Source organism: Citrobacter sp. Cf118 (assembly GCF_030334095.1).
In the GTDB taxonomy this organism is placed as follows: Bacteria; Pseudomonadota; Gammaproteobacteria; order Enterobacterales; family Enterobacteriaceae; genus Citrobacter; species Citrobacter freundii.
This window is the reverse complement of record NZ_JAOWES010000042.1, coordinates 51,122-72,566: the sequence shown is the minus strand read 5'-3', so window position 1 is coordinate 72,566 and position 21,445 is coordinate 51,122. Positions and strand designations below refer to the sequence as shown.

The following is a 21,445-nucleotide window of genomic DNA, read 5'->3' as shown; positions in this document are numbered from 1 at the left end:
CCTCCTCCCGCTGTATTAACTACCAGTATCCCAACCAGTGCCACCAGAAGGCGCCGGTCACACCCCAAATGGTCAGGTTGACCACACTCATCACCAGCCCCGTTTTCCACCACTCCGCCAACGTGACATAGCCCGAACCAAAGATAATAGGCGCAGTACCCGTGCCATAGTGCGTGAGCGACATCATCAAGGAGGAGGAGAAACCGAGCATTAAACCAAGCAGCGCTGGCGGCGCGCCGAGGCCTAAGCCTGCGGCAAAGAACGCAGCGAACATAGCCGTAATATGCGCAGTTGTGCTGGCGAAAAAGTAGTGCGAGTAGACGTAAAGCAGGATCAACAACAGCGTCGCAACACTCCAGTGCACGCCAAGATGGTCGATTGCGCTACCCACGCTGGTTGCCAGCCATCCTACCAATCCCAGTTTGCTGAGAAAATCCGCCATCATCACCAGCGCGGCAAACCAGACTATCGTATCCCATGCCCCGCGGCATTTAAGAATGTCATCCCAGCTCAATACACCCGCCATCAATAGGATCGACAATCCAATTAACGCGGCGCTAGTGGGGTTTACGCTCCAGGCACTGCCCATCAGCATTGCTGGAACACCCGCCCATAGACAGAGCAGCAAAATGAACACCCCCAGGGTGATTTTCTCTGCCAAAGAAAGTGGACCCAGCGCATCCAGTTTTTGCCGCGCAAACTGCGGTGCATTTGGCGTGCGCGTGATAGCTGGCGGATAGAGCCACCAGATTACAATCGGCATGACAACCAGTGATACCAGTGCGGGAAGAAGCGCCGCAATAGCCCACATTCCCCAGGTCATGTTCAGCACGCCATCCGTCCCCTTTGTCAAAAAACTGACGATTAACGGATTAGGTGCAGTCGCGGTGATGAACATAGCCGAGCTGATCGGGTTAATGTTGTAGTTCACCAGCGCGAGATAACGGCCCGTGGAGCCATTCTCGGCATGGCCTGGCTGCGAGCCGAGGCTCTCCGCAATCGCCCGCATTACCGGGTGGATAATGCCACCACCACGCGCGGTATTGCTTGGCGTTACGGGTGCAATTAGCGTTTCCGCAAGGGTTAATGCCCACGCAATACCCAGCGTTCTTTTACCAAATAGCGCAATAAACCCGTAGCCAATACGCGCGCCCAGGCCGGTCTTTAACAGACTTTGCGACAGCATAATGGATAAACCAATCAGCCAGATTAGCTGGTTAGAAAAACCACTCAATGCATCGTTCAATGCCGCCGAGGGTTTGCCTGGGTTAGTAACGCCTGTCATCGCCACCAGCATAATCGCCACAATCGCAATTGCACCAATGGGCATAGCTTTACCGATAATCGCGGCGATCGTACCAATAAACAGTGCCAGCAGGTGCCATGCTTGCGGGGTTACGTCAGGAGGACACGGGATAACAAACCAGATGGTCAGCGTAATCACAAGCGAGATGATGGCAGGCCAGCGGCGGATGGGGGTCAAACTGTCCATGAATCAATCCTTGAGTTTCCAGTGCGCAAATCTGCGCTCAGGCATTAACCGATATTGCCGCGCATAATACAATTCACTCACTCACAAAACATAAAATTAACATTTTGATACAGCTACAGTTTTCCCAACACCGTAAACCAGGCGTAATCCAGCGGCAGAAGAATCAAATACGTTGCCGCCGCCAGTGCGATACACAGCAGCATCCCTGCCCTTGCAGGTACTTTCCCGAGCGCCATCGCCACCACGATCGGTGAAGCCTGATACGGCAACAGTGGTGTGGAATAACCCAGCACCTGGATCATAATCACCGACAGCAGCGGGAATCCCGTCGCATCGGCAAAGCTTTGCGCCAACGTGGTATACAGCGCCGGAACACCGTTCGCCGTCATAATAAAATTAAGCGCCGTGGTAATACCGGTCAGCGCGAGGAAACTGGTAAACGGCTTTTCCGCATCCAGCGGCATCACCTGTAACAGCGCTTCACCAACGGCGCTACCAATACCTGTTTGCGTGACGGTGATCGCCAGCCCCAGAATACCCGCCACATAAATACAGGTACGAATGTTGACCCCAGTGGAAAACTCGTCGCCATTGATAAAGCCAACCCGTGGGAGCAATGTGATAACTGCCGCCGCCAGCCCAGTCCACGCGGGGCCAATGCCGTGCCAGCTTTCGCTTACCCAAAGAAGCAACACCACCGCTAACATCCAGGCCAGACGTTTTTCATCTCCGCTCATCGGTTCCGACGGCGTGAGATCGCGCGGCGCATGGGGCTTGCCAGGGAACAGCCAGCAGATAAGCACGATGAGAACCGCGCCTTTAAGCCAACCCAGAACCGGCGTATGAAGCAGCAAATAGGGAAGATAATTGAGGTGGATGCCGTAAGAGCCTTCCGCAGCGCCGCTCATCACCAGATTCGGTACATTTGCGGGTAAAATCGTCGCAGAAAGCTGGAATGTCCCAAACCCAACGGCCAGTGCCAGACCATACCAGGCGCGCGTACCATCGTTAATTCCAGCCCGTTTCGCCATCGCTGCGACAATCGGCATCAGCAGCGCAATGCGGCCCATGTTGGATGGCATTACAAACGCCAGCGCGTAACTCAACAGCACCACGCTCGCCACCATTAACGGCCAGGAGTCGGTCAACCGTGATGACAGCGCCCTCGCCGCCCTGTCCGCCAGCCCCGTTTTACGAATCGCGATACCCAGCACAAAGCCGCTAAACACCAACCAGAATGCGGAGGACGCAAAGCCGCCAAAGATCACATCCGGTGGCGCGATTTTGGCGACCATTGCCACGGCAAAGAACAGCAGCGCCGTTATAAACTCCGGCAGCAGCGACGTAGCCCAGAGCAGAATGGTGATGCCAACCACCATAGAGGGGATAAACAGAGGGTGTGTAAGCCAGAGCGACATGCCTGTCTCCTGTTGTTTTTTTCAACAAGAATACGGGGACAGGCATGCGGAGTAAACGCCAGATTAGGTGGGGTTAACGCAGAATATCACATTGATGATCCTGAATTTCCTCAGCAGAGGCGAGATTCAGCGCCAGCAGATTGCGCTGAGTAGCCAGCAGAACAAAGGATTCATCGCTCTGACGCACCATCGCCAACGCATAGCTGCCCATATGCTCACGTGCATCCGGCACCTCTTCTGCCAGCATCATAAACGGGCTGCGTTGTGCCAGTTCATTTTCCGTGACGCGACGCGCCAGATATTCATGACCGCGCAGCCCACCTGGTAGAGGTAGCCAGCGGGTGCTGATTTTCGCCAGGTTGTCATCCAGCTGTTTTCTGACATCGGTTCGCAGGCAGGAGATATGAATATGCAGGTGATTTTGAGTACGCCCGCTACGTGAGTTAATGCTCAGAGAGACTGCTTTGTCAGGGATTTCCTGGCCGTATTTTTGGCTCATAAAGCTACGCGCCTGCCAGGCCAGCCAGAAAAAGTTCGGCGTGCCTGATTTTAACAGCAGTGGGCTTTCCGTACCGTTAATGCGATAAGTGGGCATCAACAAATATTGCAAAGGGCCGTTACGGTCTTTGAACACCACATATCCGGCATCTGGCTTCACTTCTGCGCATGGTGCAGGATCCTGCTGCTGCAACTGGTGCGGCAAGCATTGTTGAAGGACGATCTGGCGTAATGCGTCCGGGTTGCCGGTGAATTTCCAGTACCCGATGCCTGCAGCGGCGGCAACCACAATCACCGCCAGTAAAAGATAGCCTGCTTTTTTCATTACGCGTTTCCTGCATCACATTGAAGGGCAAGAGTAACGCAAAACCATGACAAATAAAAAACCCGGTCGCGTTAGGCCACCGGGTCGGTAAATCACAGACTTATTTAGCGTTTGCTGATCTGGTCGAACGTACCGCCATTAGAGAAGTGCTCTTTCTGCGCTTTCGTCCAGCCGCCAAACTCTTCATCGATGGTGAACAGCTTCAGCTTCGGAAATGCATTTTCGTATTTCTTCGCAACGTCTGTATCACGTGGACGATAGTAGTTTTTCGCTGCAATTTCCTGGCCTTCCGGAGAGTAGAGATACTTCAGGTAAGCTTCCGCCACCGCTTTGGTGTCTTTCTTTTCCACCACTTTATCGACCACGGAAACGGTCGGCTCCGCGAGAATAGATTCACTCGGCGTCACTATCTCGAATTTGTCTTTACCCAGCTCGTTCGTTGCCAGCAGCGCTTCGTTTTCCCAGGCGATCAGCACATCACCGATACCACGTTCAACGAAGGTATTGGTTGAACCACGCGCACCGGAATCCAGCACTTCAACGTTTTTAAACAGAGCCTTGACGAAGTCCTGCGCTTTGGCCTGATCGTTGTTGTTGTGGTGCAGGGCATAGCCCCATGCCGCCAGATAGTTCCAGCGTGCACCGCCTGAGCTTTTCGGGTTTGGTGTAATCACTGACACGCCCGGTTTGATCAAATCGTTCCAGTCATGAATTTGTTTGGGGTTGCCTTTGCGGACCAGGAACACGATGGTGGAGGTGTAAGGCGCAGAGTTATCCGGCAAGCGCTTAATCCAGTTTTTATCAATTCGACCACGTTCAGCGATGGCATCCACGTCGTATGCCAGTGCCAACGTCACGACATCGGCTTCAATACCGTTGATGACAGAGGTCGCCTGTTTACCAGAGCCGCCGTGTGACTGACGGATCACGACGTTATCGCCCGTCTCCTGCTTCCAGTGCGCGCTGAAGGCTTTATTGTACTGCTCGTACAGTTCACGTGTTGGATCGTACGATACGTTAAGTAACTGAATATCCTTTGCCAGAACGCTGGTCGATGCCAGCAATAATGTTAACCCTACGCCCCATTTGTTCATCGCCCAGCTCTCTTATGTGATGTTGTGATGAGCAAAGCGTGCCAGAAAGGCATCCAAACATTAAAGAATAAAAAAAGATTTGCTATAACTTCGGGGAATAAATGAGGAAGGTTGTGCCGGATGACGACTTACGCCTTATCCGGCCTACAAGAGTACACTCTGTAGGCCCGGTAAGCGAAGCGCCACCGGGCAACAAAAAACAATCAGTACAGTTTTTTCGCGCAGTCCAGCCAGTCACCTTTGAACGGACGCTTCATGTTCTCGATAGCATCGATGATATCGTGGTGAACCAGTTGCTCGTTCTGAATACCGACACAGCGACCGCCATGACCTGCCAGCAGCAGTTCAATAGCATATGCGCCCATACGGGATGCCAGGATACGATCGTAAGGAACCGGGGAACCACCACGCTGAATGTGACCCAGCACGGTCGAACGCGTTTCGCGGCCCGTTTCCTTCTCGATGTAATGCGCCAGTTCGTCAACGTCACACATGTGTTCAGTGATCGCTACAATTGCGTGTTTTTTACCTTTCGCGATGCCCGCTTTGATTTCAGCAACCAAATCGTCGCGACTGAATTCCACTTCAGGAACCACTACGAACTCACAACCACCGGCAATTGCAGCCGCCAGGGTCAGATCGCCACAGTAGCGGCCCATCACTTCAACGATGGAAATACGCTGGTGAGAAGAAGAGGTATCACGCAGACGGTCAATCGCTTCTACTACAGTACCCAGAGCGGTGAAGTAACCGATGGTGTAGTCGGTGCCCTTGATATCGTTGTCGATAGTGCCCGGCAGACCGATGCACGGGAAGCCCATTTCAGTCAGGCGTTTAGCCCCCATGTAAGAACCGTCACCGCCGATAACAACCAGCGCATCAATGCCACGCTTTTTCAGGTTTTCGATAGCCACCGCACGCACGTTTTCGTCGCGGAATTCCGGGAAGCGAGCTGAACCGAGGAAAGTACCGCCACGGTTGATCATGTCGGATACGCTGTAGCGGTCAAGCTGGACCATACGGTCTTCATACAAACCCAGGTAGCCATCATGGATCCCCATGACTTCCAGCCCTTCCGTCAACGCTGCACGTACAACACCACGGATTGCTGCGTTCATGCCCGGCGCATCACCGCCGCTTGTCAACACACCGATTTTCTTAATCATGACTACCTCTGAACTTTGGAATGCAAAATGAAATCTGCTGCCGGAAGTCGATTCCGCATATCGAAACGATCCAACGAATATGCAGATAGTATAACAATCACTTCCTGCTGAATTGATTCAGGTCAGGCCAAATGGTGGTAATTTATACACAAAATGCTGGCCCGGTTCACTTTTTACAACGAATTATGAAAGCTCAAACACCTTGCCTTCCTTGGGTACGACTGAACAGGGATCCTGATGAATGATGACATCCGATCCCGGGAAACGCCGTAAAATTGCCTGCTCAACCTGTTCAGCCACTAAATGCGCCTGAACGAGCGGCAGATTATCTTCCATTTCCAAATGAATCTGAATAAAGCGGGTCGGCCCTGACTGCCGCGTGCGAAGATCGTGAGCGCCGCTGACCCCAGGCCATGACGTCACGATATCAATAATTTCCTGACGTTCCTCATCGGGTAAAGCGCGATCCAGCAAAGATTGCACTGCCTCATACCCCATGCGTAATGCGCTATATAAAATATAGATGCCAATCCCGAGCGCAAACAAGGCATCCGCACGATGCCAGCCGTACCATGCCAGCCCGAGCGCAATGAGAATCGCACCGTTCATCATAACATCAGACTGATAATGAAGCATATCTGCCCGAACGGCCTGACTTTGCGTACGCTTCACTACCCAGCGCTGAAACGAGACCAGAATGATTGTACACACTAACGCAATGATGGTGACAACCACCCCAACGCCGGGATCTTTCATCGGCGTCGGTTGGATGAGATGCTGAATCCCGGTCAGGAATAAAAACAGCGCCGAACCGGAAATAAACATGCTTTGCGCCAGCGCCGCCAGTGATTCCGCTTTTCCGTGTCCGAACGTATGTTCATCATCGGCCGGTTGCAGCGAATAGCGCACCACCAACAGGTTGGTTAACGACGCCGCGATGTCCACCAGAGAATCCACCAGTGCAGCCAGAATACTGACCGATCCGGTGTACCACCACGCGAAAATTTTGATCAAAAGTAACAGCGATGCCATCACGGTCGCCGCGATTGCCGCCCGGCTCACCAGCCGCCCATAGGTATGATTCATAAACACTCCAGCCAGAATATGCCGCTAGTATAACGGATGAAGTAAAACAGTCAGGCAATAACCGAGTGACAAATTTTGGCCCCCCCTCACATCATGTGAGGGAAGACAGGGATGGAATGTTGTAGCAATACATAGCAACACTTAAATTAAAAATTTATTCTAATAAAAAATCTACATTACGGCCTATCTTACAGCCGGATCAGCATGACCATACGTCAGCTGAATACGTTTTATTCTGAGTTTTTAAGACCTCTCTATAACTCTTCCAATGCTGATTTACTTTAGGTGTACGATAAACACTCAATCAACATATCTTGAGGGATTAAGATGACGTATTACCCTAATTCTATTGACTGGAAACCGATCCAAGAAGGAGGGCTGCGTAGGTTAAGGCTTGGCGAGATAAATCTTGCAAACTCGCTCTTTGGCTTCAGCATTCTTTACCATCAAGTTTGGGTTCATCTGGAAAGTTATCTTCCTTTTGATAGTCAAAACCCCGGCCAGGCGATGACGCCCAACGGCGAAATGTGGTTTAGAAAAATAAAATACGAAGATGATTTCTCGATGCCAACAAAACAGCAAACTCCAAATGCTCAGCATCTTTTTTTACATGAAATGATGCATGTTTGGCAGCACCAATATGAAATGTGGGTACGAACACGCGGAGCGTTCTCATAGGCAGCTGATTATACATACAGCCTAAATGAAAAAAACTTACTTGATTACGGGCTGGAGCAGCAAGCATCATTAGTCAGCGATTACTGGTTGTTAAAGCATTATGGGTTTGATGGACATAGCGATCTGTATGTTTACCGTGATTATGACCCAGAAGAACCTGAGCTGGAGTTAATACAGAAATATGAAAAGGTATTAGGGGATTTTCCGATATGAAGAAGTCGATCTTTTTTCTTCCTATACTTTTATTTCTGGCCGGATGCCCAGGGAAAGGTAGAGAGGGTGCAGAGTCCGGCGAACGACGGGCGATCTACGTAGATGGCAGTCGCGTTTGCTTTACCATAGATAAAAATGATGTATTAACCCGCTATATTCTATCAACTAATGGTAGAGAATATAAAAAATTATTAGTCGGCGATTTTAAGTATCTCACCTACCCAAGTACCTGCTTTACGGTAAATTTAGAAAAAGGGTTAGTGTATGGCGCAAGCTATACCTTAAATGGAAAAAACCACTACTACACCTTTATCATTACCAATGATGGTACTGTGTTGGATTTAGGAAAAAGCTAAGCATTATTATCAGATTACACGGCTCTACATAAAGGCAGTCAGTTACATTGAGGTCAATCACGCATAACAAAAGCGTTTATAAGCTCCAAATATCTTCTGTAAGTAGCTGCTTATCTTTGGTAATCCGATTTTATTTGGGCAAAAAAAACCCCCACATCATGTGGGGGAAGACAGGGATGGTGTCTATGGCAAGGAAAACAGGGTTACTACTGGGAACGTGAGTTGCTACTACTCAATAAATTCAACGATGAGCTTTTTTTCCAGTGCGCTACGTCGCGCAGTTGCTCCATTCGTTGTTCATGTTTCTCATTTAAAACCGCTTGCTGCTCGGGCGTTAACAGGCGATACATCTGGTTGCGGATCCTGGCTATTTCAACCTGGCGGGCAACCTGTTCTTGCGCCATTCTTTCTGCCTGAGCGCGCACTGCGCTTTCATCAAATTTCTCTGCGGTGACAAGGCGATGCATTGTCTCCATTTCGCTAACATTAACAGGAGGCTGTTCGTGTCTTGCCTGCTGCATTAAATCTCGCATCTGTTGACGTTGATGTTCGGTTAAACTGATACCGTCAAACATGTGGCTCTGAACGCTGCGTTGCGATGAGCCTTCACCCAGGTGCCAGTGATCGCCTGTGACGACTTCAGCTGCATGGCTAAATGTACTGAGTGCCAGCGTTGAGGCCATGACGGCAGCGCTAACTTTGCCCATCACTTGCTCCCAAAATCTTTTCTGTCGCGATTCAACGAGAGACAGTTTACGATTCGGGCTGCAAACATGCGTCAGGGGGTGTAAAACAACGTAAAGTCATAGATTAGCGACGCCTGATGACGTAATTTCTGCCTCGGAGGTACGTAAACAATGAATAAAATCCTGTTAGTTGATGATGACCGAGAGCTGACTTCCCTGTTAAAGGAGTTGCTCGAAATGGAAGGTTTCGATGTGCTGGTTGCCTATGATGGGGAACAGGCGCTTGAGCTTCTGGATGACAGCATCGATTTACTTTTGCTCGACGTCATGATGCCGAAGAAAAACGGCATTGATACGCTGAAAGCACTTCGTCAGACACACCAGACACCCGTAATCATGCTGACCGCTCGCGGCAGCGAATTGGATCGCGTACTTGGCCTTGAGCTGGGCGCGGACGACTATTTACCCAAACCGTTTAACGACCGTGAACTGGTCGCGCGCATCCGCGCTATTCTGCGTCGCTCACACTGGAGCGAACAGCAGCAGAACAGCGATAACGGCTCGCCGACTCTGGAAGTAGATGCGTTAAGCCTTAATCCGGGTCGCCAGGAAGCCAGCTTTGACGGGCAAATCCTGGAGTTAACCGGCACCGAATTCACCCTGCTTTATTTGCTGGCACAGCATCTCGGTCAGGTGGTTTCGCGTGAGCACCTGAGCCAGGAAGTGCTGGGTAAACGCCTGACACCTTTCGATCGCGCTATCGATATGCATATCTCGAACCTGCGTCGTAAGCTGCCAGAGCGTAAAGACGGACACCCGTGGTTTAAAACCCTGCGTGGTCGCGGCTACCTGATGGTTTCCGCTTCATGATAGGGAGCTTAACCGCGCGCATCTTTGCCATCTTCTGGTTGACGCTGGCACTGGTGTTGATGTTGGTACTGATGTTACCCAAGCTCGACTCACGCCAGATGACCGAGCTACTGGACAGCGAGCAGCGCCAGGGGTTAATGATTGAGCAACACGTTGAAGCTGAACTGGCGAACGATCCACCCAACGATTTGATGTGGTGGCGTCGCTTGTTTCGGGCGATAGACAAGTGGGCGCCGCCAGGACAGCGGTTATTACTTGTTACGACGGAAGGACGCGTGATCGGCGCAGAACGCAATGAAATGCAGATCATTCGTAACTTTATTGGTCAGGCCGATAACGCCGACCATCCGCAAAAGAAAAAATACGGTCGCGTTGAGATGGTCGGGCCTTTCTCCGTCAGAGACGGTGAAGATAACTACCAGCTGTATCTCATTCGACCAGCCAGCAGCTCACAATCTGACTTTATCAACCTGCTGTTTGACCGACCGCTGTTGTTGCTGATCGTCACCATGTTAGTCAGCTCTCCGCTATTGCTCTGGCTTGCCTGGAGTCTGGCGAAACCAGCGCGTAAGTTGAAAAACGCGGCGGATGAAGTGGCCCAGGGCAACCTGCGTCAACATCCGGAGCTGGAAGCCGGTCCGCAGGAGTTTCTGGCGGCAGGTGCCAGCTTTAACCAGATGGTGACGGCGCTGGAACGGATGATGACCACGCAGCAACGTCTGCTGTCGGACATCTCTCACGAGCTGAGAACACCGCTAACGCGTCTGCAACTAGGCACCGCTCTGCTGCGCCGTCGTAGCGGTGAGAGCAAAGAGCTGGAGCGCATTGAAACAGAAGCACACCGACTAGACAGCATGATCAACGACCTGCTGGTGATGTCACGTAATCAGCAGAAAAACGCGCTGGTTAGTGAAACGGTGAAAGCTAATCAGCTGTGGGGCGAAGTGCTGGATAACGCCGCCTTTGAAGCTGAGCAGATGGGTAAATCGCTCACGGTGAATTTCCCGCCGGGCCCGTGGCCGCTGTACGGTAACCCAAATGCGTTGGAAAGTGCGCTGGAAAACATTGTGCGCAATGCCCTGCGCTATTCACATACGAAGATTGAAGTTGGCTTCGCTGTGGATATCGACGGGATTACCATCACCGTGGACGACGATGGCCCAGGTGTAAGCCCTGAAGACAGAGAACAGATTTTCCGTCCGTTCTATCGTACCGATGAGGCGCGCGATCGCGAGTCTGGCGGAACAGGTCTGGGTCTGGCGATTGTTGAAACTGCAATCCAGCAGCATCGTGGCTGGGTGAAGGCCGAAGACAGCCCGCTGGGTGGTTTACGGCTGGTAATTTGGTTACCGCTGTATAAACGCGCTTAACAGGCTTCCCCGGTACGACATGATTACCGGGGAAGCATTCACGTTATGCCGCCGCAGCTGCAGCCGCTAGCTTTTGCTTTTTAATTCGCTTCACCAGAATGGTCGAGCAGATAAAGCCCATTAAGCTGAACGCAATCATCACGCTAAAGACATAGTTGTAGCCAGTGATGCCGCTATTGGTATCCAGCAAATAGCCGTACAAGGTGTACGCAAACATCGCTGGCATATAACCGATGATGCAACCAAATGCCATTGCCGAGCCCGCATACTCACGTGGGGTACCGATCTCATCCATCGGCGCGAAGAAAATGGCGCGCTGTGAGAAGATAATAGCTCCGAACCCTAATGTCGCCGCCATGCCGATATACACGTTCATTGTTTGATGCGGTAACTGCATGAACACAAGCATCGCAACAGCAGAGATCAGGAACGTCCACTTCAGATACACTGTCGGTGATTTAGCAACTTTATCTGCCAACATTCCACCAATCGGCCCACCTACCATTTTTAACGCATACTGGTTGATGATGCCGTACGCACCAACGAGTGCTACCGGCAGCATATAGATATCTTTTAAGAACGGAATAAAGTAAGTCAGTCCACAGTACGCGGCGTAAACGAAGAAAATACCCAAAGAAGCCAGCCAAACGTTAGGGCAGGATAAAACATGTTTGATACCCTTTAGCACTTCCATGTTGGCACTGGTTTTCTCGCCGCCTTTAACTTCGTCATTATCGACAATAAAGTAGGTCACAATACCTGCCGCAATGGTGATGAGCGTATAAAACAGCAGCCCCGCCTGCATACCCGCTTTCCCCTCACCAAAATGGACGAAGACAAACAGGGCACCAGAAGCGACAATGACGTCTACCACACCGCGTCCAGCCTCCAAAAAGCCAAACATGCGCCCTTGTTCTTCTTTCGTTCCCAGCAAACGAACGGCTTTCAGCAATACCGGCCAATAAACCACATCGGCAAAGAAAGCCATCGCGGCAAAGCAAATGAGATAGCCGGTAAATGACGGTAGCGTTGCCAGATATAAGCCACATAACCCAACACCAATCAGACCTAACGGTAATAATATTTTCTTGGAGTAACGATCTGCGATATAGAGAGAAAGAAAAAGCCCGGTTGTCTGAACAATCGTATAAACCGTAAAACTCAAGCCAATTTGCGTATTGGTTAAACCCCAGTCATTCTGCATTGGCACATAGAAAACATCTTTCATACTTGAAAGCTTGAATATCGTGCCGCCGCCTAAAATTAAAAAGCAGAGCCTTGCCCATTTATTCATGAACATAATTAAACCCTCATTGCTTGTTGAGAGAAATATTTAATTAAAATATTTAATCAATAAAACAGATAGACTATTTGCATAGTCATGCTTACATTCAATAATATTTAAAGAAATTTATTGATTAGTTATAAATTTATCGCATAAATCGCGAATATATTTGATTTGCGCAAGAGCATGCTCTTTTTCCTGCGCCAGTCGCGCATCAATCATATTACTGTCAGGCAGCGGCGTATAACTTGCGTCGCGCCATGGGATCCATGGATTATCACCCTCATCATCGAAGCGAAATGCAGGGGCATAATATTCAACTTCTTCTTCCAGACCAAAAGCATGTACTTGCGGTTTATCTTCACCTAAAAGTAATAATACCTTGAGCATCTCTTCCATGGGTAAATCGCCGTGTCCTGAACGACAAGCCTCATGCCCCCAGCCTTTACCTTCTTTAATAATTTTGGCGTCTTTGATATGTACCTGAGTGATTAATGGAGACATAACCTCTAACGCAGAAAGCGGCTGTTCATTAGCATTAATCATGTTGCCAAAATCAAACAGAATAGAGAGATTTTTCATCCCGCTATTGTTAACCAGCGTCACCAGCTCATGGCCTTGCAGATCTTCATGCTGTTCGATAGTAAAGCTTAGTCCGCAATCGTCATACTGAGACAGCCACGCAATATCATTGGCAATCTTCGCCATAACATCGTTCAGATGTCCTTCATAACGCGGGTAGAAACGCACTGAAGTTGCACCAGTAGCAACAGCAATACGGATTGCATCCGTCAATGTCGCCTTATCCGATGCGCTCGTTTCGATATGCACATCCAGATTATATTTTTTGGCCTTCTCTTTAAAATCGTGTAGCTGCTGATCGTTTAGTTTCTGCAGTGATTGGGACTCACCATCCTCAACATGTATTTTTACACCCTTCAATTTTTGCTGATACGCAATATCCAGAAGATCCCCCGGCAGGACTCTCTCGTAGCGCATATTCAGATGAAAAGCATAAGCATGTAGGTACAGCGGTATATTTCTCGCGCGTTCGGCAAGAAGTTCTTTGTTATATTTTCCCATTATTTTTCTCATTCATCACGAATAACAAGTTCCACTGATTCAAGTCGCCAGTATTCGAAATCAACCTGAACCACTTTTTTATCTTGGGTAGCCCGATGTTTTTCTACTAAAATTCCATACGTATTAGGCGCAACTCCCAGCTCTTTGCAGGCCACTTCTGGCATATTGACCGGTTTAAAAATCATTTCTTTGATATTTAAAACATGGCCAAATGCATCTTCCCAGACGCTGGCAAAAGACTGATTGCCCAATTTATTAATGAATCCTGGCGCAACATCGGCATCAATATAGGATTCATGGTAAAACACTTTATGTGAATCAAGACCGCACCAGCCAGTAACTAAATAGCGATCGCCGGAGGAGAGAAAAACATCATCAACATGATGCGGGGCTGTTTCAATGGTTTCTTTGGTTAAATAATCCCAAAAAGGTTCACGTCCCTGAGCACAGGCTTCAGCATTGAAGCTGGAAAGTGATTTAGGGTTATAAATAAATCGCTTCGACGAAATAAACCAACCACTGCGGTTCTTGCGAAAAATACGCGCATCGATCTCGAGCTCAATCAAAACCTGACGTAAGGTCATACGCTTTGCATCCAGAAGCTCACATAACTCCCTCTCCGAAGGCAATTTGGACCCCGCTGGTAAATTCTTCTCGTTTAACCAGCTTTCAAAGCGCTCTCTGAGCACATCAACATTGTTTTTCTTTTTCATTTCGCTTATCTGGTTTAAACCAATTTGAAGCTAAGATATTTGAGTGCAGGAAATACTCAAGTTTTTTTTCAACGCAGAGTTTCTTTTTGTGGACCAGGTATCAAGAATGGCTTTGAAGCAAACCGTGACCGGCAGGTTTTTGCCCGGTTTTGTATGCAGGGAGATGAACCGCGGGGGAGAGGTAAATCAGGTGTCGCCACCTGATTTAATTGCAGAGACTGAGGTGGGCTATTTCCCCCACAAACGGCGGGAATTGTCTTCGATCTTGCCGCTTAAACGACGCTTTTGCATCGTTCTGGTCCAACTTTTTGATAACCCGGCAGCCGACAGTAAACGGTGATATTGCGAATCATCAAACGGCATATGCCAGGCGATAGCAATTGCCTCCCGCACGCTGACGTCGCTCACGCGTGACGCCAGGATCAACGGCGCATCTGCAGATACCAGCCCTGCCGCGATGACGCTGCACAGCCAGCCCGTCTTACCTGCATCCTGCATCTGGCAGGCCATATCACTGATGCCAAAATGGAAATTCAACTTAAAGCACGGCGAGCGCGGCTGTGTGACCTGAATCAACGCCTCTCCCCACTGGAAAATGTCACCAATATACACATTCTCTTCAGTCAGCCCCTCAGTAGAGAGGTTCTCACCAAACGCGGGCGCGACAAATAGCTCCGCCTGCTCCGGAAACGCTTGTCTCCAGTGCTGATAGTGTTCACGCGGATAGTGACACAGCGCGCGATCCGGCCCGCCATGAATTTTCGCTTCCGCCTGTTCATCTCCCGTCAGCCCCAGTTCGGTCAGCATCAGCTCACCGTCAATCTGGACTTTAGCAATCGCGCTTGGACGGCTTCCCGTGTAGTCCCGAACTTTGCCCGTAAAAACATCGACCGGATATCGCATCTGTTCCCTCTCCCGATAAATTTCCCCCATTACACCACATTTATTTTACCCCAGTCGCTCAAAATGAGAGCACGGTTCACATGAAACTTAGGGACACATGCTATCAATGTAAGCTGGTTTTGAAACATCATTTCAAATAAGGAGTCGACAACGTGACTGGTCAATCGCAATTTGCTGGCGTCTGGTGTCCTTCCATTACGCCAATGGACAATGACGGTAAGATCGATCTCAACGGTCTAAGCCAGCATCTCAAACGCCTTACCGAGGCCAAAATCGACGTGATTTTGCTGATGGGCAGCATCGGAGAATTTGCTTCCTTTACGCTCGAAGAAAGGCTGTTGCTGATCCGCGAGGCCCGCGCCATGAGCTCGCTGAAGATGGTCGCCAACGTCTCATCCACCTGCCAGAATGATGTATTGTTGATGGCGCAGGAAGCGTATCGCTCAGGTTACGATGCCGTGATGATCCTGCCGCCCTACTACTACGGACAAACGGCGAAACAGCTGCTGAGCTACTTCCGTCAGCTGGGGCAGAAACTCAGCGGCAAATGGTTTGCCTATAACTTCCCGGCACGCACCGGCTGCGATTTAACCCCCGAGCTGGTTGCCTCCCTCGCCGCTGAGTTCCCGAATTTCGCTGGTATCAAAGACACCGTCGACTGCCAGTCTCATACTCGCAGTATGATTCAGACCACCCGCGCCGTGCGGGAGGATTTTGCCGTGCTGTCCGGCTACGACGAATACTATATTCCCAACCTGTTGGCAGGTGGCGCAGGGATTATTTCAGGGTTGAACAACGTCATGCCGGAACTGTTTGTCAGCGCGCGGGAAGCGTTTAAACAGGGCGACCTGGCAGCGCTTCGCGATATTCAGGACCAGATTGGCACCTATATGTCCATCTATGCCATCGGCGAAGATTTTGTCACCACCATCAAAACCGTGGTATCGCGTAAGTTTGGCTATTGCTCCGGCGTGTCACGTAATGCCGGTGGAGAGTTGAACGAGAGTGAGTGTAGAACAATCGATGAGGTGTTTGTCGTCAAAGGGTAAATAATTAAGCCGGATGGTGCAGACCATCCGGCTTAAGAGACTTACTTCACGGTGCCACGAAGATCAATTTCTGCCGCCCTTGCTTTGGCCCTTTTCGACCAGATAGACGTGATAATCGGCACCAGAATGGAGGTCACAATCACCGACGTGGCGACCAGGGAAGTTGCTGCCGGTGCCATCGGTTTAAATGCCGGAACCATTTCAGCAATCAGCACAGGCGTAGCAACCGCCGCCCCCGCAGAACTGGAAGCCGCAATCCCCGCCGTACCATCGCCACCACCAATCAGTTTATCGGCGATAATCAATGGAATACCAGTGATGATAATCACTGCCACGCCCAGCAAAATACCCAGCACGCCGGTCTGAGCAATCACGCTCAAATCAATAGTGTTACCTAATGCGAAGGCAAAGAACGGGATCAGTGTCTGCACCGCTTTGCTGAAGAACTCCCGCAGTTCAGGGTCCAGATTCCCCAGCGCAAAGCCAATCAGGAACGGCAATACTGCGCCAACAAATACGTGCGGTTCAAACGACGCGATCCCTGCAGTTCCCAGAATCACCATGGTCATCAGCGGGCCAGACTCCAGCGACATAAGGACAAACGCCCCAGCCTCTTCTTTGGTGCCGTACTGCTGCATAATCGAGGCATACAACCCGCCGTTGGTCATATCCATGGCGGCCACCAGCGCCAGCGTAGACAACCCAGCGAAGAATCCGACCTCTACGCCATGTTCCGGCAGAATGCGTGAGGCAATCGCTGCAACCACCCACGCCACCAGAATCTTGGTTATGACTAACGTACCTGATTTACGCAGCACGGTGCCGGTGGCGCTTAGCTTGATCGACGCCCCCATGCAAAAGAACCAGACCGCCAGGATAGGTACCGTACCGGTGATCATACCGTTGGTAAAGGAGCCGAAGTATTTCCCGGCACCGGGGGAAAAGGTGTGACACAACGCGCCCAGGAAAAGCGGCACCAGCATCATACCGCCTGGGATTTTCTCTATCGTACGTTTGATCTGCATTTCCATCACCTGTAGACATAAAAATGGGGCAATTTTTATGGGCGATTGCATCTTGCTTTGAGATGCGCCCGTCTTGATGAAAAGAAGATAGACATTCATAGAGACTATAAAAGTGATCCCACTCGCATAATAAAACCTTGTTTCAATTTAAGTGGATCATTGTTTTTGTATTGAGTTTGATCACAAAAAAACCCCACAAGCATCGCTTGCAGGGCTTCGTTAAAGCATAGAACTTATTTTTTTGCTGCGAAACGCGCGGCAGCTTCGTCCCAGTTCACGACATTCCAGAACTCTTTGATGTAGTCCGGGCGACGGTTCTGGAATTTCAGGTAGTAAGCGTGTTCCCAAACATCCAGGCCCACGATTGGGAAACCGGAAGCGCCAGAGATAGCTTCACCCATCAGCGGGGAATCCTGGTTGGCGGTGGAAACAACAGCCAGTTTGTCACCTTTCAGCACCAGCCACGCCCAGCCGGAGCCAAAGCGGGTTGCCGCTGCTTTTTCAAATTCAGCTTTGAAGTTGTCAACGGAGCCGAAGTCACGTTCGATAGCCGCTTTCAGGTCACCCTGCAGCGTAGTACCGGTTTTCAGGCCTTTCCAGAACAGGCTGTGGTTAGCGTGACCGCCCGCGTTGTTACGCAGTACGGTTTTCTTGTCTGCTGGCAGTTGATCCAGTTTGGTGATCAGCTCTTCAGCGGACAGGCTGGCGAATTCTGGCAGGCTTTCCAGCGCAGCGTTCGCGTTGTTTACGTAAGCCTGGTGGTGTTTGGTATGGTGGATTTCCATCGTCTGCTTATCGAAGTGCGGTTCAAGGGCATCATAAGCGTACGGCAGGGATGGCAGTGTATAACTCATAATCATCTCCAGTGTTGTCGGGCGGCCAGTGTTAACGCCGCGTAAGCAGTTGGGTCATTATAGTTAATTAAATGATATTGAAAATGATTATCAATGCCGTACTTTTTACAAGGTTTTAATAGCGCATGTTGATTGCTAAAGATGTGAACCAAATCACCCAGTTAACGTGATGATTGCCAACATGCGCAAAATGGCGGCAATCGTTAAAAGGTTAACACCCTGCGTAATTTTTAAACTCGTTTGGTCGGAGGGGTCATTACCGACGATAAAAAATAACGAGGATTAAGTCATGAGTAACGCGATTACGATGGGTATCTTTTGGCATTTGATAGGCGCAGCCAGTGCCGCCTGTTTCTATGCCCCGTTCAAGCAGGTCAAACATTGGTCATGGGAAACGATGTGGTCGGTTGGCGGGATCGTCTCTTGGCTTATCCTGCCATGGACCATTAGCGCCATGTTGCTTCCCAATTTCTGGGCCTACTTCAGTTCTTTCAGCCTCTCTACGCTGGCGCCGGTGTTTCTGTTCGGCGCGATGTGGGGGATTGGCAATATCAACTATGGTCTGACCATGCGCTATCTCGGTATGTCGATGGGGATCGGCATTGCGATTGGGATTACGTTGATTGTCGGCACGCTGATGACCCCAATTATCAACGGCAACTTTGATGTGCTGATCAATACTTCCGGCGGACGCATGACGCTGCTTGGCGTACTGGTCGCGCTGATTGGCGTCGGTATTGTGACTCGGGCCGGTCAGTTAAAAGAACGCAAAATGGGCATCAAAGCGGAAGAGTTCAACCTGAAAAAAGGGCTGGTTCTGGCGGTCATGTGCGGCATTTTCTCCGCCGGGATGTCATTTGCGATGAACGCCGCTAAACCAATGCACGATGCCGCCGCCGCGCTGGGTGTCGATCCATTGTATGTCGCCCTGCCCAGCTACGTGGTTATCATGGGCGGCGGCGCGTTAGTCAACCTGGGCTTTTGCTTCATTCGTCTGGCAAAAGTGAAAAACTTGTCGATAAAAGCCGACTTCTCGTTAGCCAAACCACTGATTATCACCAACGTGCTGCTGTCTGCGCTTGGTGGCCTGATGTGGTATTTGCAATTCTTCTTCTACGCCTGGGGCCACGCGCGTATTCCGGCTCAATATGATTATGTAAGCTGGATGCTGCACATGAGCTTCTATGTTCTGTGCGGCGGGATTGTCGGGCTGGTGCTGAAAGAGTGGAAAAACGCGGGTCGCCGTCCGGTCAGTGTGCTAAGCCTTGGCTGCGTGGTGATCATTGTCGCGGCAAACATTGTTGGTCTGGGAATGGCCAGTTAATCATGTTGGTTGCTGAGATGACGCCACTGGCTCGGCGTCATCCCGGTTTCGCGCGTGAACACCACCGAAAAGTAGTTACTGTCCTCAAAGCCGCAGCGCATAGAAATCTCACTAATCATCAACCGACTATGTTTGAGCAGATACTGCGCATGGCAGACCCGCACCTGGCGGAGATACTGGTTGATGGTCATGCCGGTCTGGCTGCGAAACTGCTGGCGCAAAACGCGCTCGCTGCACCGTTCGCGCTCGCAAAACTTATTCAGTTCGAACGCATGCTCATGGCTACCGGCTAACGCGGTGATCAGTTTATCCAGCAGCGTTTCGCTCGACGTCGCCGGGAGCGTATCCGTGGCATAACGATGCCGCTTAAGGTGGGTCACCAGTTGCCCGAACAGCAGCTCAGCCATGGTAAAAGCCTGCGCATCACGTTGATTACTTTCATGCTCAAGCTGGCTTATCACCTGTCTGACCTGGCTCATGCCAACGCTACCGAGTCGCCAGTGCGGGTGCCTTGGCGCACCATCAAATCCGGGGATCGCCCCTTGCCAGTCAACATTCAGCGTCAACCGCTCCGGACAGTAGATGATATTTTGCAGCACAAGGTCGTTAACGGAAGTGTAGGAGTGTTTATCTTCGGCGCGAATGTAAAACAGATCGCCACGGGTTATCCGGTACGGGCGATCGTTAAGGACATGCAGGCCATTACCGCGCCAGACCAGAACCAGCTCGCAAAACTCATGGGTATGCTCAGCAAAGACATCCTGCGGATAACGATCGGCTACGGCGACAGCCTGCTGCTCATGCGCAAAAAAGTCTGATTTCAGAAGGACCAGATGGTTCGCCATCACAATATTCCCTGCCTGGTGGCGGCTACGTGTCACGTAATCTGTAGGCCGGATAAGGCGTAGCCGCCATCCGGCGTTAAGGGACATGATTATCTGAGATTCGGCGATAAAAAACGTTGATAGCTTTCGCGTTACTGGAGGCTGCTTGCCACAACGAGATCGCGCCCCTGACGAATATCGCGTGGCGACCACTTGAACTCACGGCGAAAAAGCGTCGAAAAGTGGTTACTGTCGCCGAATCCGCAGAGATAAGCGATGTCTGTCACGCTATCATCACTGTGACGAAGCAGATGCCGAGCCTTGATCAGCCGCAAGCGGTTAAGGTAGCGCTGCGGCGTCAATCCGGTTTGCTGTTTGAGCTGGCGATGCAGAGTACGCAAAGAGAGGGAAAACTTCTCGGCCAGCGCCTCCCAACATACCTCGTCGGCAAAGTTATCTTCCAGCCACGCCATCAGGAGGTTAAGCCGCGCGTCGTTATCGGTCGCTGCTTCCATCAGGCTGCTTTTACGCAGCAGCACCAGCAGCTGCATAAACAGGATCTCGCGATTTGCCGCCGTTGGTGTATCCATCCCCTCACCGAGCGCCTCCATCTGCCCCACCAGTTGTCGAACCTGCTGCAACACACCCTGATTCACCCGCCAGTGCGAAGGATACTGCCCATTCTGTTCCTGAGGTAAAAGCTGATTCAGCCCAGCCAGAAATTGAAACGCATCCGGGGAGCGATACAACACATTGGTCAGGCACAGATTGTCAGTATGTTCATATAAATGCCGGTCATGATCGCGAACGAAACACACCGTACCGCCGCTGATGGTGTAAGGCTGTCCGTTGAACACATGGATCCCCGTTCCATGTTCGACCACCACAATTTCATGAAAATCATGATGATGTTCTGGAAACGCAGGTTGAGGAAGCCGCGGTTCAATAGCCACTGGCGCTTTACCTGTCGGAAAAAAATCCACGCAATGCAATATCGTCATGATGACATCCTTCCCGATCAAATGAACATGGCTGAATAGTAATTAAGGGTTATCACCCTCACCTTAAATTTTTGACGCCAAAGTGCGTAAACACGGTCAATTCTTCAAGAAATGGCGGGAAAGATCGGGAAT

General features: G+C 50.6%; 20 protein-coding genes and 1 pseudogene. 6 read left to right on the top strand and 15 right to left on the bottom strand.

The window, feature by feature from the left end; genetic code table 11:
• Positions 1–19: 19 nt before the first annotated feature.
• The 6 genes from OGX67_RS00895 to fieF all read right to left on the bottom strand — a co-directional run bounded on the left by OGX67_RS00895 (position 20) and on the right by fieF (position 7,079).
• The gene (locus OGX67_RS00895; RefSeq protein WP_016151273.1) at positions 20–1,492 is read right to left on the bottom strand and encodes a DASS family sodium-coupled anion symporter; all 1,473 of its coding nucleotides are present in this window, start codon (positions 1,490–1,492) and stop codon (positions 20–22) included.
• A 113-nt stretch (positions 1,493–1,605) separates the two neighbouring features.
• Entirely contained in the window at positions 1,606–2,910 is a 1,305-nt protein-coding gene (locus OGX67_RS00890) for an SLC13 family permease (protein WP_003847864.1), read from the bottom strand.
• Positions 2,911–2,983: 73 nt separating this feature from the next.
• On the bottom strand, positions 2,984–3,733 hold the full coding sequence (locus OGX67_RS00885; protein ID WP_003028780.1) for a CDP-diacylglycerol diphosphatase: 750 nt from the start codon (positions 3,731–3,733) through the stop codon (positions 2,984–2,986).
• A gap of 104 nt (positions 3,734–3,837) precedes the next feature.
• Positions 3,838–4,827, bottom strand: a complete 990-nt coding sequence (sbp, locus tag OGX67_RS00880) for a sulfate/thiosulfate ABC transporter substrate-binding protein Sbp (RefSeq protein ID WP_003028779.1) — start codon at positions 4,825–4,827, stop codon at positions 3,838–3,840.
• A gap of 203 nt (positions 4,828–5,030) precedes the next feature.
• On the bottom strand, positions 5,031–5,993 hold the full coding sequence (pfkA, locus tag OGX67_RS00875) for a 6-phosphofructokinase (protein ID WP_003028778.1): 963 nt from the start codon (positions 5,991–5,993) through the stop codon (positions 5,031–5,033).
• A 183-nt stretch (positions 5,994–6,176) separates the two neighbouring features.
• On the bottom strand, positions 6,177–7,079 hold the full coding sequence (gene fieF / locus OGX67_RS00870; RefSeq protein ID WP_003028775.1) for a CDF family cation-efflux transporter FieF: 903 nt from the start codon (positions 7,077–7,079) through the stop codon (positions 6,177–6,179).
• 327 nt (positions 7,080–7,406) lie between these two features.
• On the opposite strand from fieF, the pseudogene OGX67_RS26920 reads away from it, so the two are divergent.
• Positions 7,407–7,970, top strand: a pseudogene (locus tag OGX67_RS26920) (type IV secretion protein Rhs).
• The gene (locus tag OGX67_RS00860; RefSeq protein WP_032950704.1) at positions 7,967–8,326 is read left to right on the top strand and encodes a putative T6SS immunity periplasmic lipoprotein; all 360 of its coding nucleotides are present in this window, start codon (positions 7,967–7,969) and stop codon (positions 8,324–8,326) included. The pseudogene OGX67_RS26920 and the gene OGX67_RS00860 overlap by 4 nt, the downstream one beginning before the upstream one ends.
• A gap of 206 nt (positions 8,327–8,532) precedes the next feature.
• Here the strand turns inward: OGX67_RS00860 and cpxP are convergent, their stop codons facing one another.
• Positions 8,533–9,033, bottom strand: a complete 501-nt coding sequence (gene cpxP / locus OGX67_RS00855; RefSeq protein WP_003028767.1) for a cell-envelope stress modulator CpxP — start codon at positions 9,031–9,033, stop codon at positions 8,533–8,535.
• Between the two features lie 150 nt (positions 9,034–9,183).
• Here cpxP and cpxR point away from each other — a divergent pair, with 150 nt between their 5' ends.
• Together cpxR and cpxA are read left to right on the top strand one after the other, a co-directional pair.
• Entirely contained in the window at positions 9,184–9,882 is a 699-nt protein-coding gene (cpxR, locus tag OGX67_RS00850; protein ID WP_003028763.1) for an envelope stress response regulator transcription factor CpxR, read from the top strand.
• Positions 9,879–11,252 carry an envelope stress sensor histidine kinase CpxA gene (cpxA, locus tag OGX67_RS00845; protein WP_003028758.1) on the top strand — a complete coding sequence of 458 codons (1,374 nt, stop codon included), beginning with the start codon at positions 9,879–9,881 and terminating at the stop codon, positions 11,250–11,252. Before cpxR ends, cpxA begins: the two co-directional genes overlap by 4 nt.
• A 43-nt stretch (positions 11,253–11,295) precedes the next feature.
• Here the strand turns inward: cpxA and OGX67_RS00840 are convergent, their stop codons facing one another.
• From OGX67_RS00840 to yiiM, 4 genes are all read right to left on the bottom strand, one after another.
• Positions 11,296–12,546 carry an MFS transporter gene (locus tag OGX67_RS00840; RefSeq protein ID WP_103856765.1) on the bottom strand — a complete coding sequence of 417 codons (1,251 nt, stop codon included), beginning with the start codon at positions 12,544–12,546 and terminating at the stop codon, positions 11,296–11,298.
• 117 nt (positions 12,547–12,663) lie between these two features.
• The gene (locus tag OGX67_RS00835) at positions 12,664–13,620 is read right to left on the bottom strand and encodes a sugar phosphate isomerase/epimerase family protein (RefSeq protein WP_048220098.1); all 957 of its coding nucleotides are present in this window, start codon (positions 13,618–13,620) and stop codon (positions 12,664–12,666) included.
• Positions 13,621–13,628: 8 nt separating this feature from the next.
• Positions 13,629–14,333, bottom strand: coding sequence for a GntR family transcriptional regulator (locus OGX67_RS00830; RefSeq protein ID WP_057063175.1), 705 nt, complete (start codon positions 14,331–14,333; stop codon positions 13,629–13,631).
• Positions 14,334–14,561: 228 nt separating this feature from the next.
• The gene (gene yiiM, locus OGX67_RS00825; protein ID WP_046671344.1) at positions 14,562–15,236 is read right to left on the bottom strand and encodes a 6-hydroxyaminopurine reductase; all 675 of its coding nucleotides are present in this window, start codon (positions 15,234–15,236) and stop codon (positions 14,562–14,564) included.
• A 152-nt stretch (positions 15,237–15,388) separates the two neighbouring features.
• On the opposite strand from yiiM, the gene OGX67_RS00820 reads away from it, so the two are divergent.
• Complete coding sequence (locus OGX67_RS00820) at positions 15,389–16,285, top strand: dihydrodipicolinate synthase family protein (RefSeq protein ID WP_048234205.1); 897 nt, start codon at positions 15,389–15,391, stop codon at positions 16,283–16,285.
• 41 nt (positions 16,286–16,326) lie between these two features.
• On the opposite strand, the gene kdgT is transcribed toward OGX67_RS00820, so the two are convergent.
• Both kdgT and sodA read right to left on the bottom strand, forming a co-directional pair.
• Positions 16,327–17,310: a 2-keto-3-deoxygluconate transporter gene (gene kdgT, locus OGX67_RS00815; protein ID WP_003028743.1), complete on the bottom strand. Its 984-nt coding sequence runs from the start codon at positions 17,308–17,310 to the stop codon at positions 16,327–16,329.
• 233 nt (positions 17,311–17,543) lie between these two features.
• Positions 17,544–18,164: a superoxide dismutase [Mn] gene (gene sodA / locus OGX67_RS00810; RefSeq protein WP_003840480.1), complete on the bottom strand. Its 621-nt coding sequence runs from the start codon at positions 18,162–18,164 to the stop codon at positions 17,544–17,546.
• Between the two features lie 289 nt (positions 18,165–18,453).
• Between sodA and rhaT the strand changes: the two genes are divergently transcribed.
• Positions 18,454–19,488 carry an L-rhamnose/proton symporter RhaT gene (gene rhaT / locus OGX67_RS00805; RefSeq protein WP_003840477.1) on the top strand — a complete coding sequence of 345 codons (1,035 nt, stop codon included), beginning with the start codon at positions 18,454–18,456 and terminating at the stop codon, positions 19,486–19,488.
• Here the strand turns inward: rhaT and rhaR are convergent.
• Together rhaR and rhaS are read right to left on the bottom strand one after the other, a co-directional pair.
• Positions 19,485–20,333, bottom strand: a complete 849-nt coding sequence (rhaR, locus tag OGX67_RS00800; protein ID WP_003847872.1) for an HTH-type transcriptional activator RhaR — start codon at positions 20,331–20,333, stop codon at positions 19,485–19,487. The two genes, rhaT and rhaR, sit on opposite strands and share 4 nt — an antisense overlap.
• 131 nt (positions 20,334–20,464) lie before the next feature.
• Entirely contained in the window at positions 20,465–21,313 is an 849-nt protein-coding gene (rhaS, locus tag OGX67_RS00795) for an HTH-type transcriptional activator RhaS (protein ID WP_003840473.1), read from the bottom strand.
• Between the last annotated feature and the right edge of the window lie 132 nt (positions 21,314–21,445).

Bases quoted from the DNA above. Each gene is read 5' to 3' on its own strand.
- rhaR (WP_003847872.1), bottom strand. From the start codon at position 20,333: ATGGCGAACCATCTGGTCCTTCTGAAATCAGACTTTTTTGCGCATGAG.
- pfkA (WP_003028778.1), bottom strand. From the start codon at position 5,993: ATGATTAAGAAAATCGGTGTGTTGACAAGCGGCGGTGATGCGCCGGGC.
- cpxP (WP_003028767.1), bottom strand. From the start codon at position 9,033: ATGGGCAAAGTTAGCGCTGCCGTCATGGCCTCAACGCTGGCACTCAGT.
- OGX67_RS00860 (WP_032950704.1), top strand. From the start codon at position 7,967: ATGAAGAAGTCGATCTTTTTTCTTCCTATACTTTTATTTCTGGCCGGA.
- OGX67_RS00885 (WP_003028780.1), bottom strand. From the start codon at position 3,733: ATGAAAAAAGCAGGCTATCTTTTACTGGCGGTGATTGTGGTTGCCGCC.
- OGX67_RS00835 (WP_048220098.1), bottom strand. From the start codon at position 13,620: ATGGGAAAATATAACAAAGAACTTCTTGCCGAACGCGCGAGAAATATA.
- cpxR (WP_003028763.1), top strand. From the start codon at position 9,184: ATGAATAAAATCCTGTTAGTTGATGATGACCGAGAGCTGACTTCCCTG.
- kdgT (WP_003028743.1), bottom strand. From the start codon at position 17,310: ATGCAGATCAAACGTACGATAGAGAAAATCCCAGGCGGTATGATGCTG.
- rhaS (WP_003840473.1), bottom strand. From the start codon at position 21,313: ATGACGATATTGCATTGCGTGGATTTTTTTCCGACAGGTAAAGCGCCA.
- OGX67_RS00830 (WP_057063175.1), bottom strand. From the start codon at position 14,333: ATGAAAAAGAAAAACAATGTTGATGTGCTCAGAGAGCGCTTTGAAAGC.
- rhaT (WP_003840477.1), top strand. From the start codon at position 18,454: ATGAGTAACGCGATTACGATGGGTATCTTTTGGCATTTGATAGGCGCA.
- yiiM (WP_046671344.1), bottom strand. From the start codon at position 15,236: ATGCGATATCCGGTCGATGTTTTTACGGGCAAAGTTCGGGACTACACG.
- fieF (WP_003028775.1), bottom strand. From the start codon at position 7,079: ATGAATCATACCTATGGGCGGCTGGTGAGCCGGGCGGCAATCGCGGCG.
- OGX67_RS00890 (WP_003847864.1), bottom strand. From the start codon at position 2,910: ATGTCGCTCTGGCTTACACACCCTCTGTTTATCCCCTCTATGGTGGTT.
- sodA (WP_003840480.1), bottom strand. From the start codon at position 18,164: ATGAGTTATACACTGCCATCCCTGCCGTACGCTTATGATGCCCTTGAA.
- sbp (WP_003028779.1), bottom strand. From the start codon at position 4,827: ATGAACAAATGGGGCGTAGGGTTAACATTATTGCTGGCATCGACCAGC.
- OGX67_RS00840 (WP_103856765.1), bottom strand. From the start codon at position 12,546: ATGAATAAATGGGCAAGGCTCTGCTTTTTAATTTTAGGCGGCGGCACG.
- OGX67_RS00895 (WP_016151273.1), bottom strand. From the start codon at position 1,492: ATGGACAGTTTGACCCCCATCCGCCGCTGGCCTGCCATCATCTCGCTT.
- cpxA (WP_003028758.1), top strand. From the start codon at position 9,879: ATGATAGGGAGCTTAACCGCGCGCATCTTTGCCATCTTCTGGTTGACG.